This is a genomic window from Streptomyces flaveolus (genome assembly GCF_014648815.1).
Lineage (GTDB): Bacteria > Actinomycetota > Actinomycetes > Streptomycetales > Streptomycetaceae > Streptomyces > Streptomyces flaveolus.
Genome location: NZ_BMRV01000014.1, coordinates 165,413 through 183,314, shown reverse-complemented (window position 1 = coordinate 183,314; position 17,902 = coordinate 165,413). Strand labels below are relative to the sequence as shown.

The window sequence follows — 17,902 nt, the reverse complement described above, 5'->3', positions numbered from 1 at the left end:
ACCCCTACTCACCTTCGGCTCACCCCAAGGACGCGAACCATGGAATTCGACACTCTCCGCGACGCCAACTTCAAGCTGCTCGACGACGCCGTCAAGGACTGGTCCACCCTCGTCAAGAACCTCGAAACGCTGAAGAAGGACGCCGAGGACAACCTTCACAAGGGCGCCAACAAGGCCGAGTGGGCCGGCGTGAACGCCAAGGTGTCGAAGGAGTTCATCGGCAAGACGGCCGGTGAGTTCGCTGACGCCCATACCCAGGCCGACACCATCCACAAGATCCTTAGCGACACGGCGGGTGAGCTGAAGGGCTACCACCGGCAGCTGGTCGAAGCCATCGACGGCGGCCGGAAGAAGGGACTGAAGGTCATCGGGTTCGAGGGGGGCTTCACCGTCACCACGGACGCTCCCCCGGAAGCGCGCAGCAAGATGGACCAGGACAACCAGGCGGACATCACCGCGCTCCGGGACGAGATCCAGAGGATCCTCAACAAAGCCAGCGAGACGGACAACTCCGCCAAGACCGTCCTGCAGGCCATCGCCGACCAGAGCAAGATGGGGTTCTCCGACGCCAGCTACAAGGACCGGGACACTGCGGCCGACGCCCTCAAGAAGGCCGACGCGCTGGCCGCCCTGGCGAAGAAGGACCCCGACGACCTGAGTGTGAAGGACTTCGACGCGCTCAACGCGGGACTGAAGAAGTACGGCAACGACGCCTTGTTCGCCGAACGGTTCGCCACCGCTCTCGGGCCGAGGAAGACGCTGGAGTTCTGGGCCGGGGTCGCTGACCCGCAGCGTGGCAACTGGGACCTGGACCGCGAGCGTCGTGAACAGTTCGACGACCTGCAGCGCAGTCTTGGCATGACGCTCGCCAACGCCACACAGAGCGATTCTCTGGCGATGGCCGACTGGAAGCGCACGATGATCGACATCGGCGACAAGCCGCTGTACGGCGAACACCGCGGCGGGCCGATGGGATTCCAGGTCATGAGCAACCTCATGCGGACCGGTGACTACGACGACCGGTTCCTCAACAGCTACGGCACGAAGCTCATGGCCACCGAGCGCAAGCTGACGGGCAACGGGGAGCACCCGAACATGGCGTGGGGCCAGGGAGCGGGGAATCCGCTGCTGAACCGCATCGGGGACGACAGTGGGTCGGATCCGCTCACGGGCTACCTGAAGGGCCTTTCGAACAGTCCGGACGCGGCCACCGACTTCTTCAACGAACCGTTCATCTCGAAGGACGACCCGGACAACCCGTTCGAGCGGGACTCGGACGACGAGAACACCTACAAGGGCAAGGTGACGCTCTCGAATTTCCAGTACCTCTTCGAGGAGCGGGACTGGCCGCAGGAGTCGAACTCCAAGGGTGATGATCTGCACACCGGGCAGAACAACCTGGCGCTGGCCTTGGAAGCTGCGACGACAGGGCACCCGGCGGGTGAGATGCCCACGGCCGACACACCTGCGCACAATGAGGCGCAGACAAAGCTCTTCGAAAGCCTCGTCACCTCTATCTCAGACGACGGCGAGCGGCTCACCGGCCACTCCTACATGTCAGACAGCATCGGTCAAATCGCGTCCGAGTATCTGCCTGATATCAACCGTGCGGCAACCGACGTGGACCCGCATCCGGACAAGGGAGACGTCGACGCCCAGCAAGCATGGAAGCGCATTGAGAACCTTTACCCGGTAGCCGGATCTTCCGCCGAGCTGAATCATCGGGATGCGGCCCGGTTCCTCTTCACCATCGGCCAGAATCCGGAAGGATATGCCGCCGTCGAAGTGGGCCAGAAGCGCTACATGACGGACTTGATGGATTACCACTTGAACCCTGCCGTGCCAGAAAACCTTCGCCCGAATCACGACCAAGAGCTCACCATTCGGGCCATCGCGGGACACTCCGGCGAAGTATCAGGAACGCTTGCAATGGGACGTAACGAAGCCATCGCATCCGGAGCAGTTTCAAGCGACTCTGATTACGATCATTCTGTGGCCCAGTGGAAGAACGTTGCATCGGGGACTATCGGCCTCGGCGTAGGCGTCGGCACGTCCTTCATTGCCTCCCCCGCGGTGGGAGCAGGCGTTGGCGGTGCCGCAGGGACGGTGACCAGCGTCGTCCTGGAACAGATGTTCAAGGATGCGGAAGGGAACGCCAAGGACGGTGCTGGGCCCAAGATGGGCGAGAACTGGGAGAACGGGCAGGACACGAATATGGCATACACCCGGCGAGCGGCATCTGAGGCTGCGAGGGCTCACAAGCTCGCCCACCCGGGAGACATCGCCACTTGGGCGGAAGATGAGTCCTCGAAGGGATACCTCTCGGCCGGCTCCTACATGGAACGCGTGGCGCCCGAACTCGTGACCGACATCTGACCGCTTTGTAGTCCTCAACCCTTCCACCGACGCGGACAAGCCGAGGAGTTCGTCCACTTGCGCACTCGACATCTCACACATGCCTGGATGATGCTTTTGGTCTTGGGCTGTCTCGCTGGCTGTAGCGAGGCCGATCAAAAGCAGGAGTACAGAGTCCCCAAGGCACTCTGCGGCATTCCGATTGATCAGGGGACGCTTTCTCAGTTGCTCCCGCCAGGAAGAAAGATCAGTTTCGAGGAGAAGAACCCGGTCCCCAGCCGGAAGCGCTGCCAACTGAACGTCGACCAAAAGGCGGCACTGATGTCCAGTCAGGAGTGGTGGGAAGAAGGCACGAAGATCGTCGAAGTGGCTCGGGGTATCCCTCAACTGAAGTCAGCGAAGTTGACAGGTGACGGCAACTACCTGCTTACGGGCTCGGGTGCCGCGAAAAGGGCGCATTGCTCCAGCGCCGAACATCCTGGACGCGACCTTTTCGTCACAGTTCAGGCGTATGCTGACGAGGTAGACGATGCAGTCGCGATGGAAAGAATGATTACCGAGTACACGCGGTCGGTCGAGAACTCGGCAGTATGCCGGTGAAGGGTCAGGGCATGCGTCGGCTTACTACCTTGGCAGGCTGCGCTGCCGACCCGGTCCGGCTACTGTTCCGCGAAACGGACCGAGCAGACTCTTCGCGGTGACGCGCCATCGGTCGGTTTGGACGATCTCTGAGTTCGTGGCCTCACTTGCGGATCTGCAAAAGGACCGCCTGGGTCGCGCCCTCACCGCCCCCCGCGCCTCCGCCGGGCGTCCCTCACCGCTACTGCCGTGCCGGTCAGGCCCGCTACCAGGACCAGGCCGCCGACCACCACGTACGTGCCCACGCGGGTGTTGCGTTCCTCGGCCGTTTCGCCGAAGTGGACCGGGGGGACCGAGGGGGCCTCGGCCGGGAGTACGCCCTTGTCGGGGGCCGGGGATTCCACGGGGTGGGCCGGGTCGACGTCCGTGAGGGCCTTGAGCGGGTCGATGACGCCCCAGCCGACGAGGCGGTCGTGGCCGGGGATGGAGCGTTCGGCCGTCTGCTCGATCTGGGCGACGATCTGGGCGGCCGTCCACTTGGGGTACTTGGCCTTCAGGAGGGCCGCCACCCCGGCCACGTAGGGCGCGGAGAAGCTCGTGCCGTTGTCCGAGCAGTGGCCGCCGCCGGGGACCGTGGAGATCATGTCGACGCCGGGGGCCGCCACGCCGACGAACTCGCCCGACTGGGAGAAGGGCGCGCGTTCGTTGTTGCGGTCGGAGGACGCCACGGCGAGGACGCCGTCGTAGGAGGCCGGGTAGGTGACCTTGACGTTGCCGCCGAGGCCGTCGTTGCCGGCGGAGGCGACGACGACGACTTGCTGGGCCAGGGCGTAGTCCACCGCGGTCTTCAGGCTCTGAGCGGGCTCGACGGCGTTGGCCGTGTCCTGGGAGATGTTGATGACGTCGGCGCCCGCGTCGACGGCGTACCGGATCGACTGCGCGAGGGTCTTCGCCGTGCCGTTGCCCTCCGCGTCGTTCTGCTTGACGGGGATGATCGTGGCCTCGGGGGCCAGGCCGACGAAGCCGGTGCCCTTGGCGGGGCGGGCGGCGATGATGCCGGCCACCCGGGTGCCGTGGCCGACGGTGTCCGTGGTGCCCTGCGCGTTGCCCCGCTCGATCTCCTCGCCCTTGGAGTTCTTGGCGGGGAGGTAGTTCTTGCCCTTGGACGCGTCGACGGCGGCGGTGAGTTGCGGGTTCTTGACGTCGACGCCCGTGTCGATCACCGCGACGCGTACGCCGGCGCCCTTGGACTGCTCCCACAGCTCGTCCAGGTTGACGCGTTGCAGCGACCACGGCCGGCCTTCGTACTTCTTCGACGGGAACGTGCACTGTCCGCTGTCGTCGGCCCGGGCCTCGGGCGCCGGGAGGGCGCACACCGCCGTCCCCGCGAGGAGCGTCGCCGCGAGGACGGTCACAGCGGTGCGGGGGATCCTGGTGAAGCGGCTTTCCTGCAGCATGTCTTCGTCGTTCTCCTGGGGGGCCACCGCTACGAGCCCTGCGGCTGCCGGGCCGCCGCTTCCGACAGGCGGGGGCCGGTGGGCAGGAAGGTCGACCAGTTCACCGGCACGGGGGACGGCTTCACCTTCTCGTAGCCGAGGCGGGTCTGGGCGATCTGCGCCTCGTTGAGCTGCTGCTCGCGTTCCTTGGCGGACGTTCCGATGCCCTTGTCGTCCGTGGCGCTGTCGTTGTTGGACTGCAGGGCGTACCGCAGCCCTGTGTCGGTGACCAGGAAGACTCCGCCCGCGCCGGTCTCGGTGCCCTGGAACTGCCGGTACAGCTGGCCCGAGCCCGGGGTGACGTAGGCGCTGGAGGAACCGGTGGGGAGCTGGGCGGGGAAGTCCTTGCCCGCCCAGGTGGACAGGGTCGTGGTGCCGTTCTTGCCGTTCACCGAGCGCAGGACGTTGCAGACGGTGTTGCGGCCGGCGGTGGCGGAGGAGCCGTCGTTGACCGTCTGGGGCCGGTACGACGGCCAGTTGCGCTGTCCGTCGAAGTCGGTGCTGTCGACGACCGCGCCGGGGCTCACCTGCTGCGCCTCACCGGCCTGTCCGACACCGACGAGGTCGCCGCTGTTGAGCAGCAGGGTGGCGGTGAACTCCGAGATGCGCGCCACGGCGCCCTGCAGCACCACGTAGTACTGCATGCGCCGGCCGTCGTAGGCCTTGATGACCATGCCGACCTTGTCGTACTGGCGGAGCATGTCGGAGGCTCCCGCGTCCGCGCCGGGGGTGCCCTTGATGTCGGGGATGGCGATCGGGTCGCCCTTGTGGAGGGTGTCGAGCCAGTCCTGGGAGACGCGCTGCGGCGCGCGTCCCTGGGTGTCGAGGGCCTTGAGGAGTTCCTTGTCGGCCGGGTCCGCCAGCGGGTAGGCGTATCCGCGCGAGTCGACCACGTACTGGCTCTTGCCGTCCGGGCCGACGACGTACATCAGCTCTCCTCCGGAGAGTCTGTCCGCGCCCTCGGTCTTGGACCATTCCTTCTCGGCGAGGACGAACGCCGCCTTCTGGATGGCCCTGCCGCCCGGTCCGGGGCGTTCGCAGACCGCCCACCGCATGGCCTTCTCGGCCTCGTCGGGCGAGGGCAGGCGGTCGGGTGCGTAGGGGATGCCGATGGTGGCTCCGTGCGGGGGCTTGCCGCTGTCCAGCACGTCCTCGGCGACGGTGATGACGCTGTCCTTGTCGGGGTCCAGGAGGAGCTTGGCGGACGCCATGTTCAGGACCGGGTGCAGCTGCGTTTCCCCGCCCGTCTTCAGGACGACGTACCGGGTCGTGGACTTGCTGGCCACGATCACGTGCGCGCCCGGCTCGTCCCACCCCTTCGGGGCCGTCGGGCTGAACATGCCGATCGCGCCGAACACGGCGAGGACGACCACCCCGACGACGAGGCCCGGCACGACCGCTCTGAGCGGTTTGGGAGCTCCCTCCTCCGAGCCTGTCGGAGAGGGTTGCAGGAAGGACGCGAGAGTGCGGCGCTTCGCGAAGGTGTAGGCGTTCAGTTCATCGCGCCGTGATGCCATCTGTGTTCGTTCTCTCCCCGTACGAAGCCATGGAGACCGATGGAGCGGCAGTGCGGACCACTGGCGTCCGCCCCGTCCCGGTTGCCTCTGGAACCTCGGTTGTCAGACCCGGCACCTACTATGCCTGTTGCACAGTGGTGCGCGCGGCACGGGTAGGGTGCTGAAGCCTCGCCGCCTGCTGAGTGCGGTGTTTTCTGGGATAGTTCGGGGGTTTTGCAGTGATGGCTTCCGCACCGCGAACCCGGTCGCGATCGCAATCCGCGGCGCGGCGGGCCGACGCGGCGGCGACCACCGGTGGTTCCGCGAGGTCTCGCGGTGCCGGGACCGCACGCGGTTCCTCGACCGCCCGCGGGTCCGTCACACCGCATCTGCAGGCGCGTTCGGGACGTGGTGGTTCCTTCGCCCTGCAACGGCTGGTGATGCTGGAGCTGGCCGCCGCTCTGGTGGTGTGCGGTTGGCTCGTCGGTCCCGCCGCCCTGGTGCCGGCGGGTGTGGTCGCCGGCATCCTGGCGCTGCTCGCCGTCGTACGCCGGCGGGGGCGCTCCCTGCCGGAGTGGCTGGGCAGTCAGCTGGCGCTGCGGGCCCGGCTGCGCAAGGCGCCGGGGGCTCCCCTGCCGTCCGGAGTGGACTCCAGCCTGGTCCCCGCCGTGGAGTGCGAGCCGAACCTGCGGACGTACCAGTACAGCCACCGTGACGACCACGACCGGCGCCCGGTGGGCATGGTGGGCGACGGGGGCTTCCTCACCGCCGTCCTCCAGGTGGAGGCCGACGCCGGTGCCCTGCGCGCCGAGCGCGGGCGCACGCCGCTGCCTCTGGCCCTGGTGCGGGACGTGCTCGACGTGGACGGCATCCGTCTGGAGTCGGCCCAGGTCGTGGTGCACACGCAGCCCGCGCCCGCGCCTCACCTGCCCCAGCAGTCGGTCGTGGTGACGAACTACGCGCAGCTCCAGGCGGAGACGGTGTCGCCCGCGGTCCGCATCATGTGGATCGCGCTGAAGCTCGACCCCGAGCTGTGCCCGGAGGCGGTGGCCGCGCGCGGCGGCGGGCTCCTCGGGGCGCAGAAGTGCCTGGTGCGCTCGGCGGAGCACCTGTCGAGCCGGTTGACCGGCGCCGGGTTCCGGACGAACGTGCTGACGGAGGAGGAGCTGGCCGCCGCGATCGCCACCTCGGCGTGCGCCAACCCGATGGTGACCTCGCAGGCCGACCAGGGCGACGCGCCCCGGCGCCGGACCGAGGAGTCCAGCCGCAGTTGGCGCTGCGACAACCGGCGGCACACCACCTACTGGGTGCGGCGCTGGCCGCAGCTCGGGGGTTCGGGCGTCTCGCTGCCGCAGTTGGTGGCCCAGTTGACGGCGGTTCCCGCGCTGGCGACGACGTTCAGTCTGACGCTGGCCCGCAGCGGGCAGCAGGACGTCGCGGTCACCGGGCATGTGCGGGTCACCGGCCGCAGCAGCACCGAGCTGTCCGACGCGCGCCGGGCCCTGGAGCGTGCCGCGCGCCAGGCGCGGACCGGGATCGTCCGTCTCGACCGTGAGCAACTGCCCGGTGTGCTCGCCACGCTGCCGCTCGGAGGTGCCCGCTGATGGCCATGACCACGACGACGTCACCCGCCGCCCCCGCCGTCGGCGACCGGCCCGCCAGCGGGCTGCGGGAGCGACTGCGCACCGGGTTCGGGCTGTTGGGGCCGCGGCATCCGCGGCACACGCTGTCCCTCTCCCAGATCGACACGCTCGCCCTGCCCGTCGGGGACGACGGCGTCGTCGTGGGCGTGGACGCCGAGGGGCAGCCCGCCGTGCTCGGGGTGAACCGGCCGACGCCGTTCGACATCCTGTTCATCGGCGGCCTGTGGACGGCGCAGGTGCTGGCGCTTCGCGCGGCGGCGACGGGTGCGCGGGTCACGGTGGAGACCGGCAGACCCGGGCACTGGGCGCAGGTCGTCCAGGCGGTCGGCGGTGGCCAGTCGGGAATGACGGTGCACGACGTGGGCCGGGTGCCTCCGCAGGGTGCCTCGGCGATGGGACCGGTCCTGGTGATCCGGGACTGCGGCATGCGGCCCCCGCGCGGGCGGGTGGCGTCGGCGCCGTGGCAGTCGGTGCTCACGCTGCTGCCGTATCTGAGCCCGGTGGCACCGCGGTTGATGCGTCAGGCGCGTCTGGTGGGTGTCCAGCGGGTCTCGCCGGACGAGGCGGTGGAGATCGGCCGCGCGGCGCGGCTGCCCCGTGCCGAGTACGAGGCCCTGCCCACGCTCGCCGACGGCGTCACCCTGTGGTGTACGGAACGGGACCGGCAGTACGTGATGACGCAGCCGACGGATGCCGAGGTCGGTCTGCTGGGTACTCCTCGCCGGATGGACTGACCGACCGCCTTTCGACCGTTTTGGTGTGTCACGTCGCCTGTGCCTGCCCGGTCTCGTCGCGGCGGATGTCGAGATCGGCGGGCATCGGGGGGCGGGCGGGGCTGCCGGGGTGGTGCCTGTGGTGATTAGGCTGGGTCCCGGCGCGACGCCAGAACCCGTGGACGGGGCGTCGGCGTCCCAGGGGGAGAGCCGGTGGATCGGACGACCTCGAACGACCTCGGACAACGGCGAACGACAAGCAAGGGTCGCCCCAGCACGGCGTGAGGGTGCTCGACCACACCAGGAGGAATTGTGAGCAGCGATCGGGACGGGATCCGCGGGGGCTGGGCGACACCCGGCGATGACCAACCCGACGCGGAGTCCGCAATCGAGACGACGGGCGAGTTCACCATCGACTACGCGCCGCCCGCCTGGTACACGCAGAACGCGTCCGGGGATTCCGGACAGGGGCAGGGGGCCGGTGCGTCGGGTGGCGCCGCGTCTGCGCCCGCTTCTCCCGCTCCTCAGCCGCCGTCCCAGCCGGCCGGACCCTTCACACCGCCGCCCCCGCCGGCGACGAGTACGCCCTACGCTCCGCCCGCGCCGTCCGCGCCTCCCGCTGCCGGGGTGCCCGGTCTTCCCGTGGGAAGCGGTTTCGAGCCTCAGCAGCCGCCGGCCGGGGCGGCGGTCCAGCCCGACCCGGTTCCGGAACCGGATGTTCAGCAGCAGGTACCGTCGGAGCCGCGGGTCGAGCCCGAGCCCGGCAACGGCGACCTCGAGAGCGGTGCCACGATGCGGTTCTCGGCCGCCGCCCTGAAGCGGGAGTTCGCGGAACTCGCCGCCGCCGACGAGGCGCGGCAGGAGGAAGCGCGGCAGAACGACGAGCCGGAGACCGACGCCGACGAGGCGGCGGGTGCGGCCGGGGAAGCCGGCGGTGAGCCGGTCGCTTCCGACGCGCCCGTCTCCGACGAGGCCGACGGCGTCACCGACGACGACGCCGGCGCCGATGCGGGTGACGCGACGGCAGCATCCACGTCGGTGGACGACGACGCTGTGGAGACCGAGCACCCCGACGGCGACGACGAGGTGGCGGGAGAGGACAACGCGGTCGGCGACGAGGGCCTTTCCGCCGGCGTCTCCGAGGCTCCGCAAGCGACCGGTGACGCCGACCCGACCGCGGAGCCCGTGACGGACCGGCCCGCCGAACCCGCCCCGCCGGCTCCGGTCGCTCCGTCCCCGCTGGACGGCGCACCGCAGGGCACCGCTCCCGTCGACGTACCTCCCGCCGCGCCGGACGGTGTGCCGCCGCTGCCTCCGTCGTACCCTCCGGCCGCGCCCGCTCCGGCGCACCAGTGGCCCGCGCAGCCGCAGCCGGGGCCCGCCGCGCCGGCGCAGCCGGACGTGCCGGCGCAGCAGCCCTCCTTCCAGCCTCAGGCCCCGCAGCCGGCGCCCGCCGCGTGGCATGCGCAGGCCGGTGCGCCGATGCCTCCCGACCAGGCACCGGGGCAGCCCCCGGCTCCGGCGGGTTACGGCTTCCCGCCGCAGGGCGCCACTCCCCCGGCGGCCGCCCCGCCGCAGGCACCGCAGCCGGGCGGTCCGGGGGCCATGCCCGCCGCCGCCGGCTATGGCTTCCCGCAGCCGGGTGGCTCGGTCCCGCAGCCCCAGCCCGGTGGTTACGGCTTCCCGCAGCCGGGCGGTCCTGGTGCCACGCCCGCCGCCGGTTACGGCTTCCCCCAGCCGCCCGCGCCGCAGGGACAACCGCAGCAGCCCGGCGTCCCGCACCAGGCGCACCAGGTGCCGCCGCAGGTGCAGCACGGCCAGATCCCACAGTCGCCCCAGCAGCCGCAGGCACCACAGCCGGCACAGCCCGACCAGCAGCACCAGCCACCGCACCAGGCCGCACCCCAGCCCCACCCCCAGCAGCCGGCCGACCCCCGGCTCGGTACCGCCTGGCCGCAGCCCATCCAGCACGACCAGCGGCAGCCCACCAACCCGGGTGCGGCGCCGCTCGGTTACACGGCGGCCGTGGAGCTGTCGTCGGACCGGCTGCTCAACAACAAGAAGCAGAAGGCGAAGAGCAGCCGCCCGACGGCCGGCGGTTCGCGCTTCAAGCTGGGCGGCAAGAAGGAAGAGGCCGAGCGGCAGCGCAAGTTGGAGCTGATCCGCACCCCGGTGCTCTCCTGCTACCGCATCGCCGTCATCAGCCTCAAGGGCGGTGTCGGCAAGACGACCACGACCACCGCGCTGGGTTCCACGCTCGCCACCGAGCGGCAGGACAAGATCCTCGCGATCGACGCGAACCCGGACGCCGGTACGCTCGGCCGCCGGGTGCGCCGCGAGACCGGGGCCACCATCCGTGACCTCGTCCAGGCGATCCCGTACCTCAACTCGTACATGGACATCAGGCGGTTCACGTCCCAGGCGCCGTCCGGGCTCGAGATCATCGCCAACGACGTCGACCCGGCCGTGTCCACGACCTTCAACGACGAGGACTACCGGCGCGCGATCGACGTCCTGGGCCGGCAGTACCCGGTCATCCTGACCGACTCGGGCACCGGTCTGCTGTACAGCGCGATGCGCGGGGTGCTCGACCTCGCCGACCAGCTGATCATCATCTCCACGCCGTCCGTGGACGGTGCGAGCAGCGCCAGCACGACGCTGGACTGGCTGTCCGCGCACGGGTACGCCGACCTCGTGTCCCGCTCCATCACCGTCATCTCGGGGGTCCGCGAGACCGGCAAGATGATCAAGGTGGAGGACATCGTCGGCCACTTCCAGACGCGGTGCCGGGGTGTCGTGGTGGTGCCGTTCGACGAGCACCTGGCGGCCGGTGCCGAGGTCGACCTCGACATGATGCGGCCGAAGGTGCGGGAGGCGTACTTCAACCTCGCGGCGATGGTCGCGGAGGACTTCGTCCGCCACCAGCAGTCGCACGGCCTGTGGACGTCCGACGGCAACCCGCCGCCGGTCGCCGCGCCGCCCATGCCGGGCCACGAGTTCCCGGGGCAGGCGATGCCGGGTCAGCCCGGACCTGGGCAGGGCTGGCCCGGACAGGCCCCCTATCCGGGCCAGCCGTACCCGGGGCAGCCGGGTGCGGGCCAGTTCGCGCCCCAGCCGCCCCATCCCGGGCAGCCCCAGCCGGGACAGCCGTACCCGGGACAGCCCCAGCAGTACGGGCAGCCCGCCCAGGGGCCGGGGCAGCCGTACCCCCAAGAGCCCGGGCAGCCGTACCCCCAGCAGCCCGGCCACCCCCAGCAGCCGCAGCACCCGCAGGGCCAGACCCCGCCCCCTCCCCCACCACAGCAGTGAGCCTGCGGTCCCCGGGCCCGCGTCGTCACCCGACGGCGCGGGCCTTCGCGCGTTCGCGGTCAGAACCGGCGGGAACGCGCCGCCACACTCTCACCAGCAAGGCGTCAATGGTCTCCACCAATGTGGGCGACCCGGCGGTGAACTCGTCGTTTCCGCAGGCCACATGGGGTTTGACACACCGTTGACGCGCGCAGACTGCCGCTGATAGACACACACTTCATTCCGTCGGCGTCAACCGATCAAGCTTCACACAAGGCTGCTCAAGCACGTTCACGTCTGTTCGCACCTGTTCAAGCCCGCCCCGTGTGGCACGCCGAGCGAGCGTCCCGCGCGAGTGATGACGCGAGGTCTCCGAACCATGAACACACAAGATCAGCACGGCAGAGGACGTATCGGCTCCCGCCTGAAGAGGATGCGGCTGCCGGCCGCCGCGGGCGCTGCCGCCGCCCTCGTCCTCGCGTCCGGCCTCGCCACCCCGACGGCCTCGGCCGGACCTCGCAGCGGCCCGGTACAGGCCGGGGAGGGCGAGGGCGGCAAGGTCCTCACCGTCGCGGTCGCGCAGAGCGTCGACTCGCTCAGCCCGTTCCTCGCGGTACGGCTGGTCAGCACGAGCATCCACCGGCTGACGTACGAGTACCTGACCAGCTACGACCCCAAGGACAACCACGTCATCCCCGGCCTGGCCACCCAGTGGCAGTCGTCCCCGGACAAGCTGACCTGGACCTACACCATCCGCTCCGACTCCAAGTGGTCGGACGGCCGGCAGGTCACCGCCGAGGACGCGGCGTGGACGTTCAACAAGATGATGACCGACGACGGCGCCGCCACCGCCAACGGCAGCTTCGTCACCAACTTCGAGAAGGTCACCGCGCCCAGCCCCACCCAGCTGGTGATCAAGCTGAAGACGCCGCAGGCCACGATGACCGCGCTCGACGTGCCGATCGTGCCCAAGCACGTGTGGGAGAAGGTCGACGACTTCTCCGAGTTCAACAACGACAAGAACTTCCCGCTCGTCGGCGACGGACCGTTCTTCCTCACCGACTACAAGCCGGACAGCTATGTGCGGCTGAAGGCCAACAAGGACTACTGGCGGGGCGCGCCGAAGTTCGACGAGCTGGTCTTCCGCTACTACAAGGACCAGGACGCCGCCGTCGCCGCCCTGCGCAAGGGCGAGGTGTCCTTCGTCGCCGGGTCCCCGTCGCTGACCCCCGCGCAGGCGGACTCCCTCAAGGGCGACAAGAACATCCACGTCAACGACGCGCCAGGACGCCGCTTCTACGCCCTCGCCACCAACCCGGGCGCGCAGTCCAAGGACGGCACGAAGTTCGGTGACGGCCACCCGTCGCTGCTCGACCAGCGGGTGCGCAACGCCCTGTTCATGGCGGTGGACCGCAAGACGATCGTCGACAAGGTCTTCCAGGGCCACGCGGTCCAGGGCGAGGGCTACATACCGCCACGCTTCTCCTCGTACTTCTGGAAGCCCTCGGCGAGCCAGGAACTCGCCTACGACCCGGCCGCGGCGGGCAAGCTGCTCGACGAGGCGGGCTACCGGAAGAACGCCGACGGCAAGCGCGTCGGCAAGGACGGCAAACCGCTGAACTACCGCGTCCTGTGCCACGCCACCGACCCCAACGACAAGGCGGTCGGCAAGTACCTCCAGGAGTGGTGGGGCGAACTCGGCATCGAGACCACCCTGAACTGCCTCGACAACGTGACCGACCCATGGCTCGCGGGCAAGTACGACCTGGCCTTCGACGGCTGGTCCGTCAACCCGGACCCCGACTTCGTGCTCTCCATCCACACCTGTGCCGCCCGTCCGCAGACGCCCAAGGACACCGGCGCCACGGACAACTTCATCTGCGACAAGACGTACGACGACCTCTACGCCAAGCAGCTCGCCGAGTACGACCCGGCCAAGCGGGCGGAGATCGTCAAGCAGATGCAGTCGCGGCTGTACGACCTGGGCTACATGAACGTCATGGCCTATCCGAACGCCGTGGAGGCCTACCGCACGGACCAGATCAAGTCGATCACCACGATGCCCTCAAAGGCGGGCAACATCTACGGCCAGGACGGCTACTGGAGCTGGTGGTCCGCCGTCCCCGCGGACTCCGGTGACTCCTCGGACGATTCGTCGTCGACCGGCGTGGTGATCGGGATCGCCGCGGGCGTCGTCGTACTCGTCGGACTCGGCGTGCTGCTCGCGGTGCGCCGCCGGTCCACGGCGGAAGAGCGTGAGTAGGCGGGCCCGCTCATGACCGCGGAAGCGACATCCTCCTCGCTCGGGACAGCGGCCGCGGCCGGTCCGGTGAAGTCCGGACCGGCCGGGGCGGGGCGCGCGTCACGGGCCGGCGCCGGGGCCGCGTACCTGCGGTACGTGGCCGGCAAGCTGGCCGGTGCGGCCGTCTCGCTGTTCGCCGTCCTCGTCACCAGCTTCTTCCTCTTCCGGCTGATCCCGGGCGACCCGGTGAAGTTCATGACCGGCGGCCGCCCGGTGTCCGCGGAGCAGATCGCCTCCTACCGGCGGGAGTTCGGTCTCGACCTGCCGGTGTGGCAGCAGTTCACCCAGTACTGCGGCAAGGCGTTGTCGGGGGACCTGGGGACCTCGTACCAGTTCCACGGCCCCGTCGTCGACAAGATCACCGAGGCGCTGCCGAACACGCTGCTGCTCACCGGCACGGCCTTCGTGCTGTACACGGCCCTCGGCATCTTCCTCGGCACCCGCTCCGCGTGGCGGCACGGCCGGCTCGGCGACCGGATCAACACCGGGCTGGCGCTGACGCTCTACTCCATCCCCTCGTTCTGGCTGGGGCTGCTGCTCATCATCGTGCTGTCGGTCGGCGTGGGCCCGATCCCGGGCATGTTCCCGACCGGGGGCATGGAGTCGGGCGGTGAGCAGGGCTTCGCGTACGTCCTCGATGTCGCCCACCACCTCGTCCTGCCGGTCGTGACGCTGGTGGCGGTGGAGTACGGGCAGACGCTGCTGGTCACCAGGTCGGCGCTGCTCGACGAGATGGGCGGCGACTATCTGACCACGGCGCGCGCCAAGGGCCTCAGGGACGACCTCGTACGGCGCCGGCACGCCGTGCCGAACGCGCTGCTGCCGACCGTGACGCTGATCTTCGTCAACCTCGGCCGGACCGTCGCCGGTGTCATCCTCGTCGAGACGGTCTTCTCCTGGCCGGGGCTCGGTGGGCTGTTCTACCAGGCGCTGAGCGTGCCCGATCTGCCGTTGGTACAGGGGCTGTTCTTCGTCTTCGCCTCGGCGGTGATCCTGATGAACACCCTGGCCGACCTCCTGTATCCACTGCTCGACCCGAGGGTGGCCCGATGACCGCCGAGACCGCTCCGCCGCTCGGCCCGCGCATGCTCGCGTGGCAGCGCCGCCGGGCCTCCGCCGCACGTTTCTGGAAGGAGTACCGACGGCACCGCGCGGGCCTGTTCGGGCTCGCCGCGCTGGTGCTGTTCGGGCTGCTGGCACTGACCGCGCCGCTGACCGTCGGGTCGGACGTGCAGAGCGTGACCGACGCTCCCGGGCAGCCGCTGGAGGCTCCCAGCGGCCGGTTCCCGCTGGGGACGGACCAGTTCGGGCGCAGTCTGCTGGGGCTGCTGATCTGGGGGTCGCGCGTCTCCCTGCTGGTCGGGCTGCTCGCCGCGGTGCTGTCGGTGGCCATCGGCGCGCTGATCGGCATCACCGCCGGGCACTTCCGCGGGTGGTACGCCACGGTGGTCATGCGCGTCACGGACTGGTTCCTGGTGATGCCGACGCTCGTGCTCGCCATCGTGCTCGCGACCGTCATGTCCCGTTCGCTGGGCACGATCGTCCTGGCGATCGGCGTCACCACCTGGCCGACGACCGCGCGGCTGGTGCGGGCCCAGACGCTGGCGGTGGAGTCGCGGCCGTACATCGAACGCGCGAAGGCGCTCGGCGGCGGGCACGGGCACATCATGTCCCGGCACGTGCTGCCGAACGTGATGCCGCTGATCCTCGCCCAGACCACCCTGATCATCTCCTCCGCGATTCTCGCCGAGGCCACCCTGGCGTTCCTGGGGCTCGGGGACCCCTCGGTCGTGTCGTGGGGCGGGCTGCTGCAGGACGCGCGGGAGGCGGGGGCGGTCAGCTCCGGCGACTGGTGGTACCTGGTGCCGCCGGGTATCGCGATCGCGGTCGTCGCGCTGGCGTTCACGCTGTGCGGGCGTGCGGTCGAGTCCGTTCTCAACCCCAGGCTGGGGGTGTCCCGTTGAGTCTGCTCGACGTCCGGAATCTGGAAGTGACCTACCCGGGCGGCGCGGCCGCCGTACGCGGGGTCGACCTGAGCCTCGCCGCGGGCGAGAAACTCGGCATCGCGGGCGAGTCCGGCTGCGGCAAGTCCACGCTGGCACTGGCGCTGCTGCGGCTGCTGCCCGCCGGCGCCCGGGTCGGCGGCGAGATCCTCCTCGACGGGGAGGACGTGCTGACGATGAAGTGGGGCCGGGTCCGGGCGGTGCGCTGGGCCGGGGCGTCGATCGTCTTCCAGGGCGCGATGCACTCCCTCAACGCCGTGCACCGCGTCGGCGACCAGATCGCCGAACCGATCCTGTTGCACCGCAGGGCCACCTCGGCGGGCGCGCGCAGGAGGGCCGGTGAGCTGCTGGAGCAGGTGGGCCTGCCGGCGGCACGGGCGTCCGCCTACCCGCACGAGCTGTCCGGAGGGCAGCGGCAGCGCGTGATGATCGCGATGGCGCTGGCCTGCGATCCGCGTCTGATCGTCGCCGATGAACCCACCACCGCACTCGACGTGATGGTCCAGGCCCAGATCCTCCGCCTGATCGAGGAGCTGGTGAGCGAGCAGGACGTGGGCCTGGTGATGATCAGTCACGACCTCGCCGTCCTCGCCGACACCTGCGACCGGCTCGCGGTGATGTACGCGGGCCGGGTGGTCGAGGAGGGCCCGGCACGGCTGGTCTACGACGACGCCCGGCACCCCTACGGCAGGGCGCTGTCGGAGGCGTTCCCGAGGATCGGCGACCCGCGGTCGCGGTTCGCGCCGCGTGGGCTGCCCGGCGACCCGCCCGACCCCGCCGCGGTCCCGTCCGGCTGCGCCTTCCACCCGCGCTGTCCCGTCGCGCTGGACGTCTGCGCGACCGACGACCAGGCGCTGCGCGCGGCGGGCGCGGACCGGCGGGCGGCGTGCGTGCACGTGTCCGCGGGGACACCGGCGGCCACGGAGGAAGCAGAAGTGAGGAGCAGCACCGCATGACGACCACGCCACCGCTGCTGAGCGTCGAGGACCTGCACGTCACCTTCCCCGGACGGCACGGCGCACCGCCCGCCCGGGCCGTGGACGGGGTCGACCTCGACATCCGGCCGGGCGAGATCGTGGCGCTGGTCGGCGAGTCCGGCTGCGGCAAGACGACCCTGGCCCGGTCCCTGCTGGGGCTGGTCCCGCCGGCCTCGGGCCGCGTCACCTTCGACGGGGCGCCGCTCGGCTACTCCTCACGCGCGCTCAAGGCCTACCGCAAGCGTGCCCAGCTGGTCCTCCAGGACCCGAGCGGCTCCCTCAACCCGCGGCACACGGTGTACGACGCCGTCGCCGAGGGGCTGCGCATCCACGGGCACGGCGGTGACGAGCGGGCGGCGGTCGCCGGTGCCCTGGCCCGGGCGGGGCTGCGGCCGCCGGAGCGGTTCTTCCTGCGCTACCCGCACGAGCTGTCGGGCGGCCAGCGCCAGCGGGTCGTCATCGCGGGCGCGCTGGTCCTGGAGCCCGAACTGGTCGTCGCCGACGAGCCGGTGGCGTCCCTCGACGCCTCGGTGCGCGGCGAGATCCTCGCGCTGCTGCTGCGCCTGCGTACCGAACTCGGGCTGTCCGCGCTGGTGGTGACCCACGACCTCGGTCTGGCCTGGAACATCGCCGACCGGGTCGCGGTGATGTACCTCGGCCGGATCGTGGAGACGGGCGAGGTCGAGCAGGTGCTGACGGCGCCGCGGCACCCGTACACCCAGGCCCTGCTGTCCGTCCTGCCCGAGGCCCCCGGGGCCCCGGTCGTCCTCACCGGCGAGCCCCCGGACCCGTCCCGGGTCCCCGGCGGCTGCCGCTTCCACGCCCGCTGCCAGGTCCTGGCGAGCGGCGAGGCGTCCCGCGTGGGCGTCGCCGACGCGTGCCGGACCCGGGACCTGGAGATTCTCGACGGCGGCGGGGAGGCGCAGGTGGCGTGCCACTGGGCGCGGGCGCAGGAGCAGGCGGGGGCGGAGACCGGGGCGGTCTGAGGGCGCCGGACGGCCCGTAGGCGGGTGGCCGCGACCGACGGCCACCCGCGGGGTCACCGTCGCC

At 70.5% G+C, this 17,902-nt stretch carries 12 protein-coding genes; 10 read left to right on the top strand and 2 right to left on the bottom strand.

Features of this window, described 5'->3' with window-relative positions; genetic code table 11:
• The first annotated feature begins 39 nt into the window (after nt 1-39).
• Both IEZ05_RS28585 and IEZ05_RS28580 read left to right on the top strand, forming a co-directional pair.
• A complete protein-coding gene (locus tag IEZ05_RS28585; protein ID WP_189233148.1) occupies nt 40-2,376 on the top strand; it encodes a hypothetical protein in 2,337 nt (778 codons plus the stop codon).
• 87 nt (nt 2,377-2,463) lie between these two features.
• Entirely contained in the window at nt 2,464-2,955 is a 492-nt protein-coding gene (locus IEZ05_RS28580) for a hypothetical protein (RefSeq protein ID WP_189233147.1), read from the top strand.
• A 182-nt stretch (nt 2,956-3,137) separates the two neighbouring features.
• Here the strand turns inward: IEZ05_RS28580 and mycP are convergent, their stop codons facing one another.
• Together mycP and eccB are read right to left on the bottom strand one after the other, a co-directional pair.
• Nucleotides 3,138-4,391, bottom strand: coding sequence for a type VII secretion-associated serine protease mycosin (gene mycP / locus IEZ05_RS28575; RefSeq protein ID WP_189233146.1), 1,254 nt, complete (start codon nt 4,389-4,391; stop codon nt 3,138-3,140).
• Between the two features lie 29 nt (nt 4,392-4,420).
• A complete protein-coding gene (gene eccB, locus IEZ05_RS28570) occupies nt 4,421-5,947 on the bottom strand; it encodes a type VII secretion protein EccB (protein WP_189233145.1) in 1,527 nt (508 codons plus the stop codon).
• 221 nt (nt 5,948-6,168) lie between these two features.
• Here eccB and eccE point away from each other — a divergent pair, with 221 nt between their 5' ends.
• The 8 genes from eccE to IEZ05_RS28530 all read left to right on the top strand — a co-directional run bounded on the left by eccE (nt 6,169) and on the right by IEZ05_RS28530 (nt 17,838).
• Nucleotides 6,169-7,530 carry a type VII secretion protein EccE gene (gene eccE, locus IEZ05_RS28565; protein WP_189233144.1) on the top strand — a complete coding sequence of 454 codons (1,362 nt, stop codon included), beginning with the start codon at nt 6,169-6,171 and terminating at the stop codon, nt 7,528-7,530.
• A complete protein-coding gene (locus IEZ05_RS28560; protein ID WP_189233143.1) occupies nt 7,530-8,303 on the top strand; it encodes a hypothetical protein in 774 nt (257 codons plus the stop codon). Before eccE ends, IEZ05_RS28560 begins: the two co-directional genes overlap by 1 nt.
• A gap of 291 nt (nt 8,304-8,594) precedes the next feature.
• Entirely contained in the window at nt 8,595-11,591 is a 2,997-nt protein-coding gene (locus IEZ05_RS28555) for an SCO5717 family growth-regulating ATPase (RefSeq protein WP_189233142.1), read from the top strand.
• A 358-nt stretch (nt 11,592-11,949) separates the two neighbouring features.
• Nucleotides 11,950-13,833 carry an ABC transporter substrate-binding protein gene (locus IEZ05_RS28550; protein ID WP_189233141.1) on the top strand — a complete coding sequence of 628 codons (1,884 nt, stop codon included), beginning with the start codon at nt 11,950-11,952 and terminating at the stop codon, nt 13,831-13,833.
• Nucleotides 13,834-13,845: 12 nt separating this feature from the next.
• Complete coding sequence (locus IEZ05_RS28545; protein WP_189233140.1) at nt 13,846-14,925, top strand: ABC transporter permease; 1,080 nt, start codon at nt 13,846-13,848, stop codon at nt 14,923-14,925.
• A complete protein-coding gene (locus IEZ05_RS28540) occupies nt 14,922-15,836 on the top strand; it encodes an ABC transporter permease (RefSeq protein ID WP_189233139.1) in 915 nt (304 codons plus the stop codon). Before IEZ05_RS28545 ends, IEZ05_RS28540 begins: the two co-directional genes overlap by 4 nt.
• Entirely contained in the window at nt 15,833-16,831 is a 999-nt protein-coding gene (locus IEZ05_RS28535; RefSeq protein ID WP_189233138.1) for an ABC transporter ATP-binding protein, read from the top strand. Before IEZ05_RS28540 ends, IEZ05_RS28535 begins: the two co-directional genes overlap by 4 nt.
• Nucleotides 16,828-17,838 (top strand): ABC transporter ATP-binding protein, encoded by a 1,011-nt coding sequence (locus IEZ05_RS28530; protein WP_189233137.1) that lies wholly within the window; start codon nt 16,828-16,830, stop codon nt 17,836-17,838. The genes IEZ05_RS28535 and IEZ05_RS28530 overlap by 4 nt, the downstream gene beginning before the upstream one ends.
• Nucleotides 17,839-17,902 lie beyond the last annotated feature (64 nt).

Bases quoted from the DNA above. Each gene is read 5' to 3' on its own strand.
- IEZ05_RS28585 (WP_189233148.1), top strand. From the start codon at position 40: ATGGAATTCGACACTCTCCGCGACGCCAACTTCAAGCTGCTCGACGAC.
- IEZ05_RS28580 (WP_189233147.1), top strand. From the start codon at position 2,464: ATGATGCTTTTGGTCTTGGGCTGTCTCGCTGGCTGTAGCGAGGCCGAT.
- mycP (WP_189233146.1), bottom strand. From the start codon at position 4,391: ATGCTGCAGGAAAGCCGCTTCACCAGGATCCCCCGCACCGCTGTGACC.
- eccB (WP_189233145.1), bottom strand. From the start codon at position 5,947: ATGGCATCACGGCGCGATGAACTGAACGCCTACACCTTCGCGAAGCGC.
- eccE (WP_189233144.1), top strand. From the start codon at position 6,169: ATGGCTTCCGCACCGCGAACCCGGTCGCGATCGCAATCCGCGGCGCGG.
- IEZ05_RS28560 (WP_189233143.1), top strand. From the start codon at position 7,530: ATGGCCATGACCACGACGACGTCACCCGCCGCCCCCGCCGTCGGCGAC.
- IEZ05_RS28550 (WP_189233141.1), top strand. From the start codon at position 11,950: ATGAACACACAAGATCAGCACGGCAGAGGACGTATCGGCTCCCGCCTG.
- IEZ05_RS28545 (WP_189233140.1), top strand. From the start codon at position 13,846: ATGACCGCGGAAGCGACATCCTCCTCGCTCGGGACAGCGGCCGCGGCC.
- IEZ05_RS28540 (WP_189233139.1), top strand. From the start codon at position 14,922: ATGACCGCCGAGACCGCTCCGCCGCTCGGCCCGCGCATGCTCGCGTGG.
- IEZ05_RS28530 (WP_189233137.1), top strand. From the start codon at position 16,828: ATGACGACCACGCCACCGCTGCTGAGCGTCGAGGACCTGCACGTCACC.